Annotated in this window: 17 protein-coding genes and 1 other RNA gene; 5 read left to right on the forward strand and 13 right to left on the reverse strand. The window is 69.2% G+C overall.

Features of this window, described 5'->3' with window-relative positions; genetic code table 11:
• Positions 1-102 precede the first annotated feature (102 nt).
• Positions 103-201: signal recognition particle sRNA small type (gene ffs, locus NXI30_20340), an RNA gene on the reverse strand.
• Positions 202-328: 127 nt separating this feature from the next.
• Between ffs and NXI30_20345 the strand changes: the two genes are divergently transcribed.
• Positions 329-793 carry a nuclear transport factor 2 family protein gene (locus tag NXI30_20345; protein ID MCR9096579.1) on the forward strand — a complete coding sequence of 155 codons (465 nt, stop codon included), beginning with the start codon at positions 329-331 and terminating at the stop codon, positions 791-793.
• Here NXI30_20345 and hxpB read toward each other — a convergent pair.
• The 4 genes from hxpB to NXI30_20365 form a co-directional block, all read right to left on the reverse strand.
• Positions 790-1506 carry a hexitol phosphatase HxpB gene (gene hxpB, locus NXI30_20350; protein MCR9096580.1) on the reverse strand — a complete coding sequence of 239 codons (717 nt, stop codon included), beginning with the start codon at positions 1504-1506 and terminating at the stop codon, positions 790-792. The genes NXI30_20345 and hxpB overlap by 4 nt on opposite strands.
• A complete protein-coding gene (locus NXI30_20355) occupies positions 1503-2264 on the reverse strand; it encodes an SDR family oxidoreductase (GenBank protein MCR9096581.1) in 762 nt (253 codons plus the stop codon). The genes hxpB and NXI30_20355 overlap by 4 nt, the downstream gene beginning before the upstream one ends.
• A 64-nt stretch (positions 2265-2328) precedes the next feature.
• Positions 2329-3822, reverse strand: coding sequence for a sulfatase-like hydrolase/transferase (locus NXI30_20360; GenBank protein ID MCR9096582.1), 1494 nt, complete (start codon positions 3820-3822; stop codon positions 2329-2331).
• Between the two features lie 5 nt (positions 3823-3827).
• Complete coding sequence (locus NXI30_20365) at positions 3828-4739, reverse strand: ThuA domain-containing protein (GenBank protein MCR9096583.1); 912 nt, start codon at positions 4737-4739, stop codon at positions 3828-3830.
• Between the two features lie 115 nt (positions 4740-4854).
• On the opposite strand from NXI30_20365, the gene NXI30_20370 reads away from it, so the two are divergent.
• Complete coding sequence (locus NXI30_20370) at positions 4855-7038, forward strand: PQQ-binding-like beta-propeller repeat protein (protein MCR9096584.1); 2184 nt, start codon at positions 4855-4857, stop codon at positions 7036-7038.
• A 32-nt stretch (positions 7039-7070) separates the two neighbouring features.
• Here the strand turns inward: NXI30_20370 and NXI30_20375 are convergent, their stop codons facing one another.
• The 8 genes from NXI30_20375 to NXI30_20410 form a co-directional block, all read right to left on the reverse strand.
• Complete coding sequence (locus tag NXI30_20375; GenBank protein ID MCR9096585.1) at positions 7071-7508, reverse strand: zinc ribbon domain-containing protein; 438 nt, start codon at positions 7506-7508, stop codon at positions 7071-7073.
• Positions 7505-8662 (reverse strand): acetyl-CoA acetyltransferase, encoded by a 1158-nt coding sequence (locus NXI30_20380; protein MCR9096586.1) that lies wholly within the window; start codon positions 8660-8662, stop codon positions 7505-7507. Before NXI30_20380 ends, NXI30_20375 begins: the two co-directional genes overlap by 4 nt.
• A gap of 3 nt (positions 8663-8665) precedes the next feature.
• A complete protein-coding gene (locus NXI30_20385) occupies positions 8666-10051 on the reverse strand; it encodes a hypothetical protein (protein ID MCR9096587.1) in 1386 nt (461 codons plus the stop codon).
• Positions 10052-10135: 84 nt separating this feature from the next.
• Complete coding sequence (locus NXI30_20390; GenBank protein MCR9096588.1) at positions 10136-11350, reverse strand: CoA transferase; 1215 nt, start codon at positions 11348-11350, stop codon at positions 10136-10138.
• A gap of 1 nt (position 11351) precedes the next feature.
• Complete coding sequence (locus tag NXI30_20395; protein ID MCR9096589.1) at positions 11352-12224, reverse strand: amidohydrolase family protein; 873 nt, start codon at positions 12222-12224, stop codon at positions 11352-11354.
• A 70-nt stretch (positions 12225-12294) separates the two neighbouring features.
• Positions 12295-13560, reverse strand: a complete 1266-nt coding sequence (locus NXI30_20400) for a cytochrome P450 (protein MCR9096590.1) — start codon at positions 13558-13560, stop codon at positions 12295-12297.
• 56 nt (positions 13561-13616) lie between these two features.
• Positions 13617-14231 (reverse strand): TetR/AcrR family transcriptional regulator, encoded by a 615-nt coding sequence (locus tag NXI30_20405; protein MCR9096591.1) that lies wholly within the window; start codon positions 14229-14231, stop codon positions 13617-13619.
• Between the two features lie 268 nt (positions 14232-14499).
• On the reverse strand, positions 14500-15531 hold the full coding sequence (locus NXI30_20410; protein ID MCR9096592.1) for a metallophosphoesterase: 1032 nt from the start codon (positions 15529-15531) through the stop codon (positions 14500-14502).
• A gap of 183 nt (positions 15532-15714) precedes the next feature.
• Here NXI30_20410 and NXI30_20415 point away from each other — a divergent pair, with 183 nt between their 5' ends.
• From NXI30_20415 to NXI30_20425, 3 genes are all read left to right on the forward strand, one after another.
• Positions 15715-17016, forward strand: a complete 1302-nt coding sequence (locus NXI30_20415; protein ID MCR9096593.1) for an LLM class flavin-dependent oxidoreductase — start codon at positions 15715-15717, stop codon at positions 17014-17016.
• 159 nt (positions 17017-17175) lie between these two features.
• On the forward strand, positions 17176-17847 hold the full coding sequence (locus NXI30_20420) for a hypothetical protein (protein MCR9096594.1): 672 nt from the start codon (positions 17176-17178) through the stop codon (positions 17845-17847).
• A gap of 50 nt (positions 17848-17897) precedes the next feature.
• Positions 17898-18389: an isoprenylcysteine carboxylmethyltransferase family protein gene (locus NXI30_20425; GenBank protein ID MCR9096595.1), complete on the forward strand. Its 492-nt coding sequence runs from the start codon at positions 17898-17900 to the stop codon at positions 18387-18389.
• Positions 18390-18501 lie beyond the last annotated feature (112 nt).

Genomic DNA, 18501 nt, shown 5'->3' on the forward strand with positions numbered 1-18501 from the left:
GCGCCCGATCGGGACGCGACGTCGTCACTTCCCGATCGGCGTCGCCTGAGCGGCACGTCGCCTCGCAGGCGGCCAAGCCGCACCCCTTACGCACAGAGCATTGACCGCAGGGCGGTCCACTCGCAGCCAGGCCCTGCTACGGCTGCTTCCTTCCGGACCTGACCGGGTTCACAGGATCCCGAACTCGAACGGGACCCTGCGGTCAACGCTCGGTGCGAACCGGGAAAGTACCGGTGGCGGAGAGCGGATTCAATCGTGTCGGAATCGGGCCCGAGACGCCCGGACCCGGCTAGTATCGCGGGATCCGATCGGATCAGGAGGAAGTGCGATGGCGGCGAGCGAAACCCCGGACCGGCGCGAGGACGAGGCGCGGCTGCGCGACACGGCCTTCCGCTACGCGCGCATGATGGACCGCATGTCCTTCGACGACCTGCCCACGGTCTTCGCGGAGGACGGGGTGCTCTCGGGTCCCGGTTACGAGATGACGGGACACGACGAGCTCCGCACCGGGCTCCAGAGCCTCGACCAGTTCGAGGCGACCCTGCACGGCGTCCTCAACACCTACTTCGAGATCGACGGCGATCGGGCGAAGGGCGAGGTCTACTGCGTCGCGAACCACGTGCACCAGATCGACGGGATCCCCTTCAAGCTCGACATGGGCATCCGCTACGAGGACGACTACACGCGCAAGGGCGACCTCTGGGTGATCCAGCGGCGCTTCTTCAACATGGTCTGGGAGACCGACACGCCCATGCGGGTCTCGGCGGACGGGAAGCCCCTGGCCTCCGCCTAGTCTGCGCGCCCGATCCCCGCGTCCTCGGACTCCGTCCGGAGTCGTGGCAGCGCCTCGGCGAAGGCGTCGAGGGAGTCCATTCGCCAGGTTGCCGCCTCGAAGCGCGGATCGCCCTGATGGGCCGCCTCCGGGATCGCGACGCAGCGCATCCCCGCGGCCATCGCACTCGCGACGCCGTTCGCCGAGTCCTCGATCGCGATCGCGCCCCGGGCATCCACGCCCATCTCGTGCAGGGTGGAGCGATAGACGTCCGGGTGGGGCTTGCCGAGCGTCTCGTGCTCGGCGGACCGGCAGACCTCGAAGCGCGAACCCAGTCCGAAGGTGTCGAGCGTCGCCTCGATCAGCCGCATCGGGGACGAAGAGGCGAGTCCCAGCCGCCACCCCTCCGCCTCTGCGGCGCCGAGGGCCGCTTCGACGCCGGCGATCGGTCGTGCCTCCGCTCGGATCACGGTCTCCATTTCGTCGATGATCGCGGTCGCGACCTCGTCCACCGACGGCGGTGTCCAGGATCGATGGTCGATCCAGTACTCGACGGCCTCGTCGATCCGCAGGCCCATCGTCCGGACGCAGTCCGACTCCTCGAGCGCGAGCCCATAGCGGCCGAAGCAGGCCACCTCGGCCCTGCGCCAGAGCGGCTCCGAGTCGACGAGGACACCGTCCATGTCGAAGACCAGGGCGCGCCCGCGCGGGTCCGGTTCGGCGTCGCGCGTCACGCCAGGGCGGCGCCGTCGATCCGGATTTCCTCGCCGCTGATGTGGAGGGCGTCCGGCGAGGCGAGGAAGAGGATCAGGTCGGCCACCCGTTCGGGTCCGGTCGGACCGTGGAGCGAGGCCAGGCGGTTCAGCAGTTCGAAGTCGGCGCCTTCGGGCATCCGGGTCGGTTTCGTCATGCCCGTATCGATGGACGCCGGGGCGATCGAGTTCGCTCGAAGTCCGCGATCGGCGTACTCGACCGCGATCGCACGGGTGAAGGCGTGGATGGCCCCCTTCGAGGCGCTGTAGGCGGCGCCGTAGGCGAGTCCCGCGAGGCCGGCGGTCGAGCCGATGTTCACGATCGACCCCTTCGTCTCGAGCAGGTGCGGAATCGCGGCCCGGGTCATCAGGAACGTACCGTCGAGGTTGACCGAGAGGATCTTTCGCCACGCGGCGAATTCCATCTCGTCGGTTCGGGAGTAGGCGATGACGCCGGCGTTGTTGCAGAGCGTGTCGAGCTTGCCGTAGGTCTCGACGCAGGCGGCGACGCTGTCGTTCGCCTGGGCCTCGTCGGCGATGTCGGCGACCCGTGATTCGATGCGACCGCCGCTCGCGGCGGCGATCTCGCTCGCGGCCTTGACCGTCTCCTCGAGGCCCGTCGCGACCACGTCGGTCACGAATACGTTCGCGCCTTCGGCTGCGAGCTTCAGGGTCGCGGCGCGACCGATCCCGGAGGCGCCTCCCGTGATCAGCAGGACCTGGTCGGTGAATCGCGGCATGTCGGCTCCTCGTGTGGGCGGCCGAACGTCGCACGGGCGCGAAAGGGCGGCAAGCGCCGCCGATCTAGCGCCAACCGCGCGGGTTGCGCTCGTCTTCCTGGACACGCGCTTCGAAGGCGGCGGCCATCCGGGCCATCACTTCCGGATGGCGCGTGCTCACGTCCCAGCTCTCGCTCGGATCCTGGTCGAGGTCGAAGAGCCAGGGGCCCCAATCGGCGTTCGCAGAGAATCGTTCCGTTCCGCCCGCGCGGACGCCGCGCCGGCGGTGGTATTTGAAGCGCGCGTCGCGCACCGCGTCGAGTCCGCCGCCATTCCCGCCCTGGGTCATCCCGTAGTAGTAGAGAAGGCGATCGCCGGCAGGCGCCGCGTCGAAGAGGTGAGCGCCGACGTCCTCGCCGTCGAGCAGGCGGTCCGGCGGCGTCGGGAGGGCGAGGAGCGAGAGGAGCGTCGGAACCAGGTCGACCCCCCCGATCGGGGCGTCGCTCTCGCGACCCGGGGCGATCCGTGACGGCCAGTGGACGACGAAGGGGACGCGCTGGCCGCCTTCCCAGGTCTGGTTCTTGCGACCCCGGTTCATCCCGGGACTGCCCTCGTACCAGGGGCCATTGTCCGAGGTCGCGATCACGATCGTGTCCTCGAGCAGCCCGCGGCGTTCGAGGACGTCGACGATCCGGCCGACGGAGTCGTCGAGGCCTTCGACGACGTCGCCGTAGAGCCCGGCGTCCGAACGTCCGCGATCCTCTTCCGGTCGGAAGAGAGGGATGTGTGGGAAGTTGTGGGCGAAGTAGAGGAAGAAGGGGCGGTCGTGGTCCCGATCGAGGAACTCGACGGCCGCGTCTTCGTAGACCCGCTTCATCCGCGTCTGGTCGAAGGGCGCTTCGTGCAAGAGCGCTTCGCCGCGGTAGATGGCGAAGGGGGTCATGTCGTTGCTGTAGAGCGCACCCAGATAGGTGTCGAACCCGCGGTCGAGGGGAAGCGAGGGCGAGCGATCTCCGAGATGCCACTTGCCGACCATCCCGGTCTCGTAGCCCGCTGCGGAGAGGATCTCGGGCAGCAGGATCTCCTCCTCGGCGACGCGCGTGGCGGGGGCGCCCTGGGCCCGGAGCGCCCATTCCATGGGGTGGCCGGTCGGAAAGGCGACCACGTTCAGGAGCGCTCGCTCGGGATACCGACCCGTCAACAGGCCGACGCGCGAGGAGGTGCAGACCGGGGAAGGGGCGTAGTAGTTCTCGAGTCGGAGGCCGCCCGCCGCGAGGCGATCGAGATGGGGGGTCGCGATCGACTCGGCCCCGTAGGCGCCGAGATCGCCGTAGCCGAGGTCGTCGAACAGGATCAGCACGAGGTTGGGTCGGTCGCCGGCGGCGCTCGGCGCATCGGCGGAATCGGTCGCGATCGCTTCCAGGTAGCGCGCCTTCGCCAGGGCGTGCTCGGCATCATCGGCACTCGCGTACGCGGCGATCCGAACGACGAGGAGCCCGAGCCAGAGGAGCCCGGCGACGATTCCGAGGAGCGCCAGGCCGCCGAGGCCACGAACGAGCAGCGACAGGAGACGGCGCATCGGGCCTAGCGACTCGCCGTTCGGGGCGTGCCTTCGCACTCGGTCTTCCGCGGGTCCCCCGCCCAGGCGACGGCGTTGCGCAGCAACGTCTTCGTATAGTCCCGGGCGTAGGCCTCGGCCCAGTGGCCCATCGCGGTGTAGACCGCGCGACCTCGATCGACGCAGCGCGACCAGACGATCGGGTGGTCGCCCATCGAGATGTCGACCTCCTGGCCCATGCCGCGGATCCAGGGCGAATAGGTCGACTCGTCGACGGTCAGGAGCACGTGGTAGCCGGCTTCCCGGGCGCCCCGATCCCAGGAGTACCACTCCTCGGCGTGTACGAAGTCCGCGGGCAACCCCGTGGTGACTGGATGCTGCGGGTCCTCGACGACCACTCGCGCCTCCTGGGTCTGGGGGCCGAGGATGTGACCGAGGTAGGTCCCTGTCTTGAGCGTTTCCTCGTACCAGGTCCACTCGGCGTGGGAACCGTCCCCGGCCGCGTGGATGCCGAGCCAGCCGCCGCCTTCCTCGAGCCACCGCCGGAACGCCGCGTCCTGCGCGTCGCTCGCGTGGTCGCCGCTGGCGCTCGCGAAGACGACGACGTCGAAGCGGTCGAGGATCGTGGAATCGAAGACGGCGCTGTTCTCGGTGTGGAAGACGGCCCAGTCCGCGTCAGTCGCGAGCTCGTCGAAGAGGTCGTGCGAGGCCGCGATCCCCTCCGTATGGCGGAACTGGTTCGTCTTCGAGTAGACGAGGACGCGGAGGTTCGCGTTCGCGCCGAAGTCGGCCGCGAGCACCGGCGGCGTCGTCTCGTGGGCGTGGCTCGGGAAGAGGATGCCCCAGGCGCCGATCCACCAGACGAAGAGCAATGCGCCCACGACGGCGAGAGCGACGAGGCTGGCGAGTCCGAGACCGATCTTCTTCACGAGGCTCATGGGGGCTCCTCCGCGACCGCGAATCGGGGAGACGATAAGGCAGATCGGTCGGCTTCGTGTGCTCGCCTCGTGGGTCTCGCCAGCTACCGTTGCCTCGTTCGGTCGAGGAGATGGGGTGAGCGATCACGACGCGGAAAGTGGAGCACGAGCGAGGCGATGGGCCGGCCTCCTCGCGTCTCTGGCCACGGGCGTCGGGTGCGTTTCCTGCGGTGGCGACGCTCCGGACGCGGCGGCATTCGAGCGGGCGCGGGAGCGGGCCGCGCCCGCCGAGCGGGAGTGGCGCAGCTATCTGGGTGGGCTCGAGTCGAGACAGTGGTCGCCCCTCGACGAGATCGACCGCTCGAACGTCCACCTCCTCGAGCGCGCCTGGATCCATCGGTCGGGGGAGCCCGCCTCGAGCGGCCTGCAGATGCAGGTGAACCCGATCGTCGTCGGCGGCGTGCTCTACGGGGTCTCGCCGAACCTCGTGCTCTTCGCGATCGACGCCTCGACCGGGGAGACACTCTGGCGTTTCGATCCGGGGACGGGATCGTGGCTCGCGAGCTCGAGTCGCGGAGTCGCGAGCTGGCGGAGCGGGGACGACGAGCGGATCGTGTTCGGGGCGAAGAGCTTCCTCTACTCGATCGATGCGAAGACCGGTCGGCCGGTGGAGTCGTTCGGCGAGGGCGGTCGGATCGATCTCCGCGAAGGCCTCGGGCGCGACGTCTCCGCGGACATGATGGGCGTGACCGTGACGACGCCGGCGACGATCTTCGAGGACCTGATCCTGGTCGGCGGGCGGGTGAACGAGATGGAGGGGGCGCCGCCGGGCACGGTGCGCGCGTTCGATGCGAGAACGGGCGCGCTTCGCTGGGCCTTTCATACGATTCCCCGGCCCGGGGAATTCGGGTACGAGACCTGGCCCGCCGACGCCTGGAAGACCGCGGGCGGTGCGAACGCCTGGGCCGGGATCACCGTCGATGCTTCACGGGGCCTCGCCTTCGTCCCGACCGGGTCGGCCACGCCCGACTTCGACGGCAGCGACCGCCTGGGCGACAACCTCTTCGCGAACACGTTGCTCGCGCTCGATGCGCGGACCGGAGAGCGCGTCTGGCACCAGCAGCTGGTGCGCCACGATCTGTGGGATCGCGACCTTCCGTCTCCGCCCAACCTGGTCGAGCTCGAACGGGACGGCGTCGTCGTGCCCGCGGTCGCGCAGACCACGAAGCAGGGGCACACCTATGTGTTCCATCGCGAGACGGGAGAGCCGCTCTTCCCGATCCGCGAGGAGCCGGTCCAGCCGACCCCGATCGAGGGCGAGGTGACGGCCCGGTCCCAGCCGATTCCCATCGCTCCGCCGCCCTTCGCACGCCAGTCGCTCACGGCGGAGACCGTGAGCGACCGCACGCCCGAGATCGCTTCGGCCCTCCGAGAGCGCCTGGCCTCGATGCGATCCGGTGGACTCTACGTTCCGCCCAGCACCGAAGGCTCGATCCTCGTCCCCGGGATCGACGGCGGGGCCGAGTGGGGGGGCGCCGCCTGGGACGCGTCGACCGGGACGCTCTACGTCAATGCGAATCAGGTCGCGTCGATCCTGCAGCTGGTGGAGACCGCCGGCGAGACCGAGCTGACGGATACCGCCTATCTGGGACTCTGCGCCGGCTGTCATGGGCTCGACCTGAAGGGGGACGGCGCCTCGATTCCCTCGTTGATCGGGGTTCGCGACCGGATGGGCTTCCTCGAGTTCCACCGGATCCTGCGCGACGGGCGAGGGCGCATGCCGCCGGTCGCAGGGTTCATGCCCTGGTGGCAGCGCTACCCCGCGGCCTGGCTGCTCTACCGACTCGACGAGGAGGACGCACCGATCCATTGGGCGGAGCGCGAGGGCGAACGGCACGTGACGAGCGCGGGCTACCAGGACTTCACCGATCCCGACGGACTCCCCGGCTCCAAGCCGCCCTGGGGCACGCTGACTGCGATCGATCTCGCTGGTGGGAAGCTCCGCTGGCAGATCCCGCTCGGGGACTACCCCGAGATCCTCGCCGAAGGCAAGAGCGGGCTCGGGGCGGCGAACTACGGTGGGCCGGTCGTGACCGCGGGCGGTCTGCTCTTCATCGCCGCGACACCGGACCGGAAGCTCCGCGCCTACGACAAGGAGGACGGGACGCTCCTCTGGGAGGACACGCTTCCCTTCGGTGGGTACGCCACGCCTGCGGTCTACGAAGCGGACGGTCGACAGTTCGTGGTGGTCGCGGCAGGTGGCGGGAAGTTTCGCCAGGCCTCGGGCGACGCCTACGTGGCCTACGCGCTGCCGCGCTAGGCGCGCTCTTCATGTTAGGCGTGAAGGAATCGTTAGGCGCGGGCCTGCTCGGCGTCGGGTCCGGCCGGCCGCCAGCAGGGCAGGTGGAACCCGTCCTTGCCGGGGACGATTTCGAGGGCGACCGCCTCTCCCGAGACGGGTTCGCGAGCGCCGAGCCAGCCGCCGATCAGGAGCAGGTCGTCCTGTGCGTCGAGGCGGACCTGGACGACGGTGTAGGGCACGGCCTCGCGAAGGGCGGGAGCGAAGGCCTGGTGGGTCCGGACCCAGCTGGCGACGGTGCCGGCCCCGTCGAGGGTCTCCCAGCGCGCGTCGAAGGACCGGCATCGGTTGCAGATTTCGCGCGCCGGCCAACGCAGGGCGCCACAGGCGGAGCAACGCTGGAGCCGGAACTCGCCGGCCGCGAGCGCGTCCCACCAGGGGCGCGAGTCGCGATCCGGCGTGGGCGGGAAGGGGAGGAACGCGTCGCTCATGCGTCCCTCCGCAGGATCAGCGCCGAGGCGTTTCCGGCGACGTAGCCCGGCTGGGCCGTGGAGAGTCCGATCTCGGCGCCTTCGACCTGGCGCGCGCCGGCCTCGCCGCGGAGCTGGGACACGCACTCGTAGACGTGATTCAGCCCGTGGACGTAGCCCTCCGAGAGGAAGCCGCCGTGGGTGTTCACCGGGAGCGCGCCGTCCGATCGCGTCGCGCCGCTCTCGACGAAGGGGCCGCCCTCTCCCTTGGGACAGAAGCCGTAGTCCTCGAGCTGCACGATCACCGAGTAGGTGAAGCAGTCGTAGAGCTGGGCGACGTCGATGTCCTGCTGTCCGACGCCCGCCATCTCGAAGAGCCGAGGGGCCAGGTCGGCCGCCGACGTCGTCGTCGTGTCCGGCTGTTGGTTCGAGTACAGCGTCTGGCCGCCGCCCCAGGCGGCTCCGCTGATCGAGACGGGGTGCTTCTTCAGGTCCCGCGCGCGCTCGGGGGTCGTCAGCAGGATCGCGACCGCCCCGTCGGTCTCGAGGCAGCAATCGAGCAGGCGGAAAGGCTCGACGACGGGTCGCGACGCGAGATGGTCGGCGAGCTCGATCGGCGCGCGCATCATCGCGCGCTCGTTCTTCGCCGCGTTCGCCCGCTGCTGGACGGCGACGTGGCCGAGCTGTTCCTCGGTCGTGCCGTAGCGCTCCATGTGGGCGCGCGCCGCCATCGCGAACTGCTGGGGGGGCACGAAGTAGCCGTAAGGCGCCTGGTACTGGGTCTCGACGGCGTCGACGAGCGGGCGTCCCGTTCCGCCCATGCGGAACTCGGAGCGGGCGTTGAGCGCGCGGTAGCAGACGACGGTTTCCGCGACGCCGGCGGCGATGGCGAGGGCCGCCTGTCCTACGACCGCGTGGGAGACGCTGCCGCCGCCGAACTGGTCGACGAAGTAGCGGGGGTCGCGGAGGCCGAGGGACTGGGCGACCACCGCCGGGAGCACCGAATCGCCGACCCGGTAGGTCGCGATCCCGTCGAGGGCGTCCGGCGGGAGCCCCGCGTCGTCGAGCGCGGCCATGATCGCGCGCGTCGCGAGGGTGAGGGTGCTGACGCCCGAGTCCTTCGAGTAGGGCGTGCAACCGATCCCGGCGATCGCGACCCGGTCGCGCAACGTCAAGGACTAGCCCCGCTCGTCGCGGAAGCGCTTCGGCTTCGGGCTCGACTTGATCTGCGTGAGATCGTCGAGGGCGCCCGGCGCGTGGACCTCGACGCCGAACTTCACGCCGATCTTCTCTTTCAGGAGCTGTTCGAGTTGTTCACGGATCCCGTCGTGCTCGCTCGTGGGACGTTCCGTCGTGGCCATCACGACCATCTCGTCGCGGTTGTTCTCGCGCACGGCCCGCACGAAGTAGTCCTCGGTCACGGCCTCGTGGGTCATCACGATCTCGCCGAGCGCCTCGGGCCAGACGTTGACCCCCCGCAGCTTGACCATGTTGTCTCCACGTCCGGAGAACGGCCCCATTCTGCGCTGCCAGCTCCCGCAAGCGCAGCGCTCCGGCGGATGAAGAAAGGACAGGTCCATGATGTTGTATCGGAACTGCGGGCTGCCGGTCTTGTAGAGCTCGGTCACGACGAGGGAGCCGAGCTCGCCGTCGGGGAGGGGCTCGCCCGTGTCGACGTCGACGACCTGGACGATGAAGGCGTCCTCCTGGATGTGGAGGCCCTGTCTCGCGGGGCACTCCGTCGCGATCCACTGGACTTCGTGGAAGCCGTAGGACTGGTAGTTGGGGACGCCGAAGGTGGCTTCGAGCAGCTCCCGGTCGCCGATGTTCGGGAGTGCGCAGAGCTTCAGGTCCTCTTTCGGGTCGAGGCCCATCTCCCGCGCCTTGTCCGCCAGGCGGAGGAGATAGTCACCGGTCGTGAGGATCGCCTTCGCGCCGTACTGGACGGCGAGCTCGATCTGGCGCTGGCTGCTCGTCACGGTTCCGGTCCCGGTCGTGAGGACGACGCAGTTCAGCCAGTTGTAGAGCGCCTCGTCCATCGAGAAGGCGCCGTTGTGGGTCGAGTAGGCCCAGGCGTTGACGACCGTGTCGCCGGGCCGGATGCCCTGCATGTAGAGGGCCCGTGCGGTCAGGATCGAGCCCGCCATGCGATCCCAGGTCGTGTAGAGGGTCGGTCGCGACGTGCCCGTCGTCCCACCGGACATGAAGACCCGCATCGGCTCCCGGTAGGCATCCGTCGGGAGCACGCCCTGGTAGTCGCCGAGCGGCGGGTGGGCCTCGATGCTCTTGCGGATGTCGTCGACCGAATAGGTCGGGATCCGGTCGAGGTCGGCGAGGCTCTGGATCGAACGCGGGTCGAAGCCGGCGGCGTCCCAGCGACGCTGGAAGAAGGGCACGCGATAGGCGCGCAGGGCGCGGTCCTGGACGCGGGCGAGCTGTTTCGCCTCGATCCGCTCGCGGTCCTCGAGCCAGGTCGACTCGAAGTATTCCGGCGGCGGCGGGTACATCCGCGTCAATGCGTCGTAGTCGACGGCTTCGTGAGGTCGGCGGATTCCCTGCGGCATTCGATGACTCCCTGACCGCGAGTGACTCGCGGGCGGTTTGCAGGTTCGCACCCGCCGACCCGATCCCGCAAGGACCGCCGCCGGTCAGTTGATCGCGCCGTCGTTCTTGAGTCGCGTGATCTCGTCCCAATCGAGGCCGAGCTCGAGCAGGAGCTCCTCGGTGTGCTGACCCGCTTCGGGGGCCGGGGTCGGTTGGTTGGGTGTCTCGCCGAACTGGACCGGATTGCCGACGAGCCGGAAGCGCCCACCGGAGGGTCGGTCGAGCTCCGCCACGTATCCGTTGGCCCGGGCCTGGGGATCGTTCGCGACTTCGAGGCTGTCCTGCGCGACTTCCCAGACCGCCTCGAGTCCCGAGAGCCGCGTGCGCCAGGTCGCGAGGTCGTTGCTTCCGAAGAGTTCGTCGAGCTCGGCGATCAACGCCTCGCCGTTCGCTTCGAACGGTTCGTCGCTCGAGAAGCGCGGATCGTCCAGCCAGTCCGCGCGCCCGACGGCCCGCGCGAACGCGGGCCACTGGTGGAAGCCCTGGAGGAGTCCCAGCGCGATCCAACGCGCGTCGGCGGTTCGATAGGTCCCGGCCAGGGGATTGAAACGCGGTGCACGCGGCATCCGCGGAGAAGGCGCGCCAGCGTCCATCGCGCCCGAGATCGCCGAGGCCATCGACCACATCCCCATGCCGAGGAGCGAGAGATCGACCGTCGTGCCCCGACCGGTCCGTTCGCGCGCGAGGAGGGCGGCAGCGATGCCCCCGGCGAGGACGAGTCCCGCGGTCCCGTCGCCGAACGCGCCGCTCGGCATCGGCGCGGGACGCGCGGCGTCCTCGATCGTCGCGCCGTGCTGCGCCCCCGAGCGCGCCCAGAACGTCGCGTGGTCGAAGCCGCCCCGGTCCCGTTCGTCCCCGCGCTCTCCGAGGCCGGTTCCGCGGGCGTAGACGAGATGGGGGTGGTCGCGCAGCACGGTCTCGGCTTCGAGTCGCAGTCGCGCGCGGGAAGCGGGGAGCAGGTTCGTGATCAGGACGTCCGCATCGGCGAGCAGGCGGTCGAGGAGGGCGCGCCCCTCGGCGTTCGCGAGGTCGAGTCCGAGGCTCCGCTTGCTGCGGTTCGCGTGCTCCCACGCGTAGTTGACCCGGGCGCCGGTCGGGCGGTCCGCGGTTCGGCGGAGTCCGCGATAGGCGTCGCCGCGGACGGGATGCTCGATCTTGACCACGTCGGCGCCCCATTCGGCCAACACGCCCGCGCCGACCGGGACGAAGACGAACTGGGCGACCTCGATCACGCGGATGCCCGCGAGAACGCCCGGCATGCTAGGCGAGCTCCCCGATCCGCGGGAAGAAGCGCGCCGCGTTGCCCCCCATGAGCGCCGATGCGATCTCGTCCTCGAGGCCCAGGGCGTCGAGCTGGGCCAGGGCATGACGATGGCCGACGGTGGGGAAGCTGGTCCCGAACATCGTCTTCCGTCGCCCCGGGCCGCGGATGAAGTCGACCAGCGCAGCGTGCCAGCGCTTCGGCGGAAGCGACGCGGTTCCCAGGTAGACGTTCGAGAACTTGAGGGCCATCGCGACCGCCTCCTCGACCCAGGGCCAGCCCGTGTGCGAGAGGAGGAAGTTCACTTCCGGAAAGTAGAGAGCCGGACGATCGATGCCGATCGGGTGTCCGCAGGCGGAGGCCATGCGGCCTCCGGAGGTGCCCGCCTGCATCACGAAGGGGAGGCCCGTCTCGTGGGCGAGCGTGTAGTAGGGGTAGTACTCGGGGGCGTCGAAGGGCAGGTCGAAGCTGTGGGTGTGGGTGTGGATCGCGACGACCCAGGGCTTCGCGGCCATCTGCCTGGCGCGGTCGAGTCCTTCGGTCCCCTCCCGCGGGTCGATGCTCCACTGGGCGACGAAGCGACCCGGGTACTTCGAGGCGAGGGGCTCGATCTCCTCGACGCGGGTCGCGAATCCTTCGAAGTCGGTCACGCCGGCGTGGGGCGGGACGTCGCAGACCGGCAGGACGAGGGTCTGCAGACCGATCTCGTCCATCCGCGCGATCATGGTCTCCGGGTCGCAGAACGCGTCCTCGGGGTCGCTGCGCACCTTGAGCGGGATGCCCTGGGCTTCGAGGCTCGCATTCCAGAGCGCCTCGCGATCCGGTAGGAACGCGTTGGTCCACGAGTCGATCATGCCCGCGCGATCAGTCATCTCGGATTCCTTCTTCGGTTGGGAACCCGGACAGAGTAGGCGCCCGCGCCGTGCGCGGGCACCCCACTGGTCAGGCGCTCTCGGGCGTGTACTTCACGTGCATGTGCTGGACGCTCCGCACGAGGGCCGACTCGCCGAGCTCGGGACCGTCCGTCGCGTACTCCATGTCCGGAAGACGTCGCAGCAGCTCTTCGAGGGCGACCCGCAGCTCCATGCGGGCGAGGTTCGCGCCGAGGCAGAAGTGGTTGCCGATCCCGAAGGCGAGGTGCTGCGGCTTGCGGTCGATGTCGAACGTCTCCGGGTTCTCGAACTCGTTCTCGTCCCGGTTCGCGGAGCCGTAGATCATCAGGATCTTCTCGCCCTGCTTGATCGGCACGCCGCCGAGCTCGGTGTCCTGCGTGGCCGTCCGCTGGAACGAGAGGACCGGCGAGATCAGACGCAGCATCTCCTCGATGGCGGCGGGGATCAACGACGGGTCCTCGACGAGCCGCTGTCTCGCTTCCGGATTCTCGATCAGGAGCTGCATGCCCCCGGAGAGACCGTTCCGGGTGGTCTCGTTGCCCGCGACCATGAGCAGGATGCTCATCTTGATGAGCTCGTCGTTGTTCATCGCGCGGTGGTCCTCGCCGCGGTCGTAGACCTCGTCGACGGAGTCGTCGCGATTCTCGTGCTCGACCAGGAAGCCCTCGTCCTTCGCCTGGACGAGGATGCTGATCAGGTCGTCCTTGGGCACGGCGCGGCGGCTCTCGATGATCTCGGTCACGTAGGTCATGTATTCCAACGCGGCCTTGCCCGAGGCGGCGACGATCTCCGGCTTGTCGAGGTTGCCCTGGGCGCTGATCATCGCGTCGCTCCACTGGTGGAAGCGCTCGCGGTCCTCGCGGCGAATGCCGATCATTTCGGCGATCAGGATCAGCGGCAGCGGGACGGCGATGTCCTCGACGAAATCGCACTCGCCCTTGCTGGCGATCGCGTCGATCGCCTCGTCCGTGATCTGCTTGAAGACCTCTTCCCACTTGCGAACCATGCGCGGGGTGAAGCCCCGGTTGATCAGGCCGCGCATCTCGCCGTGACGCGGCTCGTCCTCGTCGATCATGCCGATCTTGGCGTTGATCCGGCCCGGCAGGACACCTTCGCCCGAACAGAAGAGCTGGCTGTTCTTCGAGGCGTGTACGACGTCCGCGAAACGCGTGACGACGTACGCACCCGTCTTCTCGCTCCAATAGACCGGCGCATTCGCGCGAAGCCAGCGGGTTCGCTCGGGCATGTCCTCGTTCCAGGCATGGGCCTGGCTGAAATCGATGTCGATGTTGGTCTCGTCGAAGCGGGTGGTCATGATCAGGGGGGCTCCTTGGACGGGGCTCGTGAGTGCTCGAGAACGTTGGAATCGGGTCAGCGCGGCCGAAGGGTCTCGATCGCGAAGTCGGAGGCGGCGTGGAGGCCTTCCTCGACCGGGAAGTCGGGGTTGGCCAGCCAGCTCGTGATCGCCGAATTGAGCATTCCGACGATCATCTGGCTCAAGAAGGGCGCGGGATGGTCGTCGCGCACGCAGCCCTCCTTCTGGCCGTCGGCGAGCAGGTCGACGAAGGGCTCGAAGAGGCGCTCGAGGTAGGGGTGGGGTCCGGCCGGGGTTCCGTCGAGCCGGATGAACTCGAGCAGCGTCTCTCGCGCCGGGTCGCGATTCTCGCTGATGTCCTTGGCTGCCCGATCGATGAAGCGCCGCAGCCGCAGGATCGCGTCCCCCTCGCCGACGAGACTCTCGACGGTCATGGCGTGGAGGTGATCGACCACCTCCGCGGTCATCAACGAGAGGAGCGCCTGCTTGCTGTGGAAGTGGTTGAAGAACGTGGCCGGGGCGACGTCCGCCGTGTGAGCGATCTCGTCGACGGTCGTCGCGTCGAAGCCCTGCTTCGCGAAGAGCTCGCGGGCGGCGGCGTAGATGCGGGCGCGGACCTCGAGCTTCTTGCGCTCTCGGCGTCCCAGGGGCGCGGTCGGCGTCAGCGACATTCGGGCTCTCCTCGCATTCGGCGCTTCACGGCGCTGGAGTCTCCTCCATGGGTAGAGTTCGGTCAATACTTGGAGTCGGCTCTTAATTTAGTGGGCCCTCCACGATAAAACGTAACGAAAGCAGTAGCTTGTGCGCAGATGAAGCGCATCGGGGACTGTGCGAACGCGTTCGCGGAGACGGAAATCCGATCATGATACCCGCGGGGCGACACGCCAGACGATCTTCGCCTGCACCGGGCGCGTCCTGCGGAGCCGGCGGCCTCGGCCGCTAGTCCGCGGTCGTCGGCTCGTTCGAGACCTCGCCGGCCAGGCCGATCGCGTAGCGCGCGGCGATCTCCGGCGCGCGGAGTCGCGCGATCAGCGGGAGCGGTGCGACCCGGTAGAGCGTCACCCGAAGCTTCGGTTCCGGCTCGCCCAGGAACGAGTCGAAACGAACGAAGCCGATGCTCGCCTCGAGGAAATCCGGTGCCTCGATCCGATACTCGGTCGAGGTCTGCAGCTCGGCGTGGGCGCCGGAGCCCGCGATCACCGTGAGCGAAGGCGCTGCGCCGGGAACCGCGGAAGGGATCGCACCGAGGACGTGAACGTGTCCCGCTACGTAGGCGTGTACCGGGATCCCGGCGTCCCGCGCGGCGTTCCGGACCATGCCCGAGAGCTGGGGGTGGCCCGTGATCGGCGGACGGTGTCCGACGATCACGCGGAACGGGCCCCGTGCCCGCCGGAGCGCGTCCGCGAGGGCTGCGGTCTCGGCGTCGCCCCAGGGCGACTCGGAGACGACGAAGATCAGGCTCAGACCGCCCGGCAGCTCGCGAACCGCCGGGGCGTCCGTCGTCGGCACCTCCCAGTTCGTGAGGAGCTGCGGAACGCGCGTTCGCTGGAGGTCCGGACTCTCCGCGGCCCGTACGTCGTGGTTGCCGATCACGGCGTAGAGCGGCGGCGGGTCGGGGGGCGGCTCGCACGCTCCGCCGAGCGCCGATTGGAGCTCGGGTGAGGGACGCACGAACGCGCAGTAGGGAAGGGCCACGTTCTCGACGACCCGCGGCAGGACCTCTTCCTCGGTCAAGCCGTCGGGATAGAAGTTGTCGCCGAGAAGGACGAAGGCGTCGGTGGGGAAAGCCTCGTGGACGCGTGCGAGCGCGTGACCAACGGCGAGCTGGGGCTCGAACAGGAACGGCAGAGCGCCCCAGGGTTCGCCCGTATCGCCGACCGCGAGAAAGGACCCGTTCGGATGCGGACGCGGAGCCGGATCGGAGGGCGAGCAAGCGCCGAGGGCCGCGAACGCGGCGGACGCGGCGAGCACGAGTCGGATCGTCGACCGCGAAGTCGACCGGGAGAGGGAAGCGAACACCGTCGCGTCGAGCCTTCGGGGAGTTCGGGGGCAGCGTTGGCGAGTCTAGCCGATCGACGGGGTCCAGCGTCGGGGGAGCGGCGACGCACCCGCTCGAGCCAAAAGTGCGGGCGCTTCGCGTGATAGGCTCTCCAAATGGCGATTCCTCGAGGCGGACGACGGATGCGGATCGGCGCGTTCCTCTCGGGAACCGGTGGGAACATGGGTTCCTGGCGTCATCCGGACGCGGTCCTCGACGGCGCGATCAACTACGACCACTACGTGTCGATGACCCGGCGCGCGGAGGCGGCGAAGCTCGACTTCGTGTTCTTCGGGGACGGGCTCTACATCTCCGAGAAGTCCCACCCGAATTTCCTGACACGCTTCGAGCCTCTGACGCTCCTCGCCGCGCTCGCGCCGGTGACGTCGCATATCGGACTCGTCGCGACGCTCTCGACCACCTACAGCGAGCCCTTCAACGTCGCCCGTCAGTTCGGGACGATCGATCTCCTCTCGAAGGGGCGCGCGGGCTGGAACATCGTGACGTCGCCCCTCGAAGGGACCGCCGCGAACTACGGGCGCTCGGACCACCCGGACCACGATCTCCGCTACCGGATGGCGAACGAGTTCGTGGACGTGACCGAGGGGCTGTGGCGGTCGTGGGAGGAGGGGGCCTTCGTCCGCGACCGCGAGAGCGGTCGATTCATCGACGCGTCGAAGATGCACGCGCTCGACCACCGCGGCGAGTTCTACTCCGTCGCCGGTCCGCTCAACCTGACGCGCTCGGCGCAGGGGCAGCCGATCCTCTTCCAGGCCGGGGCCTCGGAAGCCGGTCGGAGCTTCGCGGCGGCGCGGGCCGACGCGATCTTCAGCGTGTCGCCGACCGTCGAGACGGCCAAGCAGTTTCGCGCCGACATCCGGGCACGCGCTGCGAAAAATGGGCGCCCTCCGGAGTCGGTGCTGATCCTGAACGACGTCGGCCCCGTCGTCGGCCGGACGACGGCGGAGGCCGAGGAGAAGTTCCGCGCAATCGGCGAGCTCGTGGACGTGGACACGGCCCTCGCCTACCTGGGGCGCTTCTTCCAGGACATCGACTGGTCGGGATACGACCTCGACGCGCCCTTCCCGGACCTCGGCGATACCGGCCACGGCGGTTGGCAGAGCGCCTCCGACGGGATCAAGAAGCGCGCCGAGAAGGAAGGCATGACGCTTCGCGAGGTCGCCCTCGCGACGACGACGCCCCGCCATCCCTTCATCGGGACCGCCGTCGAGATCGCCGACACGATGCAGGCCTGGTTCGAGGCCGACGCGGTCGACGGTTTCATGCTCGACTGCCCGGTCCTGCCGACCGGCCTCGACGAGTTCGCCGACGAGGTCGTCCCGATCCTGGTCGAGCGGGGGCTCTTTCGCCGCGACTACGAGACGGACACCCTACGCGGGAACCTCGGGCTGGCCTAGAGCCCGGGGCGGCCTCGACCGGGCTGCGTTCGTGCCTCCGGGCGGCTCCGATTTCGGGCGCCCTGGCCGGAAGTTGCGGCGGGCGGGGGAGACTCGGCACACTCCAGCGTGAACCTGCCCGAGCGCCCGGATCTGCGATCCGCGAGGAGCCCCCCATCTATGGCCGCCGAAGCAACTCTCGACAACGATGTCCGGCCGGACGCCCAGCCGACGCCGGATCCCGCCGCGATGCGTGAATTCGCCGCGAAGCTCGACCGCGCGAACATGAAGAAGATCGGGGCGCTCCACTTCGCCATGGTCATGGGGGCGCTCACGCTATGGGGCGCGGCGGAAGCCTGGGCGCAGACGACGGGCTGGGTGATCGCCGGCGTCGCCGCGGTCGCCAACGCCGTGATCGCCGGGACGGTGATCGCGTCGACCCTCCACGAGTGGGGCCACTTCGCGGGCGCGCGCCTCTCGGACGCACCGTCGCCGGTGCTGGATTCGCCACGCAACCACTACTTCATGTTCGATTTCAAGATGGCGGACGCGGACGTGCGCCAGTTCACCTGGATGAGCTGGGGCGGGATCCTCGTGCCGTGGGTGCTCGTGCTCGGCGCGCTGATCCTGATTCCCGTCGGGCTGACCAGCGGCGCGGCGCTGGTCGCGACCCTCGTCGCCAAGGCGACCGCGGCGAGTCACTTCGAGGTGCCGATCGTGCGCGACGCCAACGACTGCGGCGATCACAACGCCGCCTTCGGACGGGGGATCGCCGGTGGTCTCGACAAGAGCGGCCGCGTCGGGAACCTGACGGGACTCGCGGTCTTCGTGCTGCTCGTCCTCATCTTCTAGGCCCGCAGAGGAATGCGCGGCCGGGTGCGCGGTGGGTGGAGGAGACGACGATGACCGAAGCCGATGCGACCGAAGAGAAGGAACGTGGCGCGGCCGTCACGATTCCGCCGCCGGTCATCCCCGTCGTGATGCTGGCTCTGGGCGTCGCCGTCGAAACCTTCGCGGCCCCGCTCGGTGCGGCGCCCGTTGGCCTGGCGCGCTGGGGCGGCGGCCTCGCGCTCACGGCATTCGGCATCGTGCTGCTCGCCGCCGCTGCCGGGCTCTTCCGGAAGACGGGACAGGATCCGAAGCCCTGGGAGCCGGCTCCGGAGCTGATCGTCGAAGGGATCTATCTCTACACGCGCAACCCGATGTACGTGGCGTTCGGCGCGCTCCAGGCGGGGCTCGGCATGCTGCTCGGGAGCTATCTCCCCGGGCTGCTCGTCCCCGTCTCGTGGTGGATCATCTACCACATCGCGATCCAGCACGAGGAGGTCTATCTCCTCGAGAAGTTCGGCGCAGACTACGAGGCCTACCTGGGCCGCGTTCGGCGCTGGCTCTAGCTCGAGCCCGACCCACGTCCGATCTGAAATCGATCGGGCTGGAGGCCCTCGGTGGGGAGTACCCGGACCACACGACGATCGAGTTCGCGCGCCTGTGCTCGGACGTGATCGA

The sequence above is a fragment of the bacterium genome (genome assembly GCA_024742285.1).
Lineage (GTDB): Bacteria > Myxococcota_A > UBA9160 > UBA9160 > UBA4427 > UBA4427.

Coding starts and splice junctions, on each gene's coding strand:
- NXI30_20345 (MCR9096579.1), top strand. CDS start 329: ATGGCGGCGAGCGAAACCCCGGACCGGCGCGAGGACGAGGCGCGGCTG.
- NXI30_20355 (MCR9096581.1), bottom strand. CDS start 2,264: ATGCCGCGATTCACCGACCAGGTCCTGCTGATCACGGGAGGCGCCTCC.
- NXI30_20360 (MCR9096582.1), bottom strand. CDS start 3,822: ATGCGCCGTCTCCTGTCGCTGCTCGTTCGTGGCCTCGGCGGCCTGGCG.
- NXI30_20365 (MCR9096583.1), bottom strand. CDS start 4,739: ATGAGCCTCGTGAAGAAGATCGGTCTCGGACTCGCCAGCCTCGTCGCT.
- NXI30_20375 (MCR9096585.1), bottom strand. CDS start 7,508: ATGAGCGACGCGTTCCTCCCCTTCCCGCCCACGCCGGATCGCGACTCG.
- NXI30_20385 (MCR9096587.1), bottom strand. CDS start 10,051: ATGCCGCAGGGAATCCGCCGACCTCACGAAGCCGTCGACTACGACGCA.
- NXI30_20390 (MCR9096588.1), bottom strand. CDS start 11,350: ATGCCGGGCGTTCTCGCGGGCATCCGCGTGATCGAGGTCGCCCAGTTC.
- NXI30_20395 (MCR9096589.1), bottom strand. CDS start 12,224: ATGACTGATCGCGCGGGCATGATCGACTCGTGGACCAACGCGTTCCTA.
- NXI30_20400 (MCR9096590.1), bottom strand. CDS start 13,560: ATGACCACCCGCTTCGACGAGACCAACATCGACATCGATTTCAGCCAG.
- NXI30_20405 (MCR9096591.1), bottom strand. CDS start 14,231: ATGTCGCTGACGCCGACCGCGCCCCTGGGACGCCGAGAGCGCAAGAAG.
- NXI30_20415 (MCR9096593.1), top strand. CDS start 15,715: ATGGCGATTCCTCGAGGCGGACGACGGATGCGGATCGGCGCGTTCCTC.
- NXI30_20420 (MCR9096594.1), top strand. CDS start 17,176: ATGGCCGCCGAAGCAACTCTCGACAACGATGTCCGGCCGGACGCCCAG.
- NXI30_20425 (MCR9096595.1), top strand. CDS start 17,898: ATGACCGAAGCCGATGCGACCGAAGAGAAGGAACGTGGCGCGGCCGTC.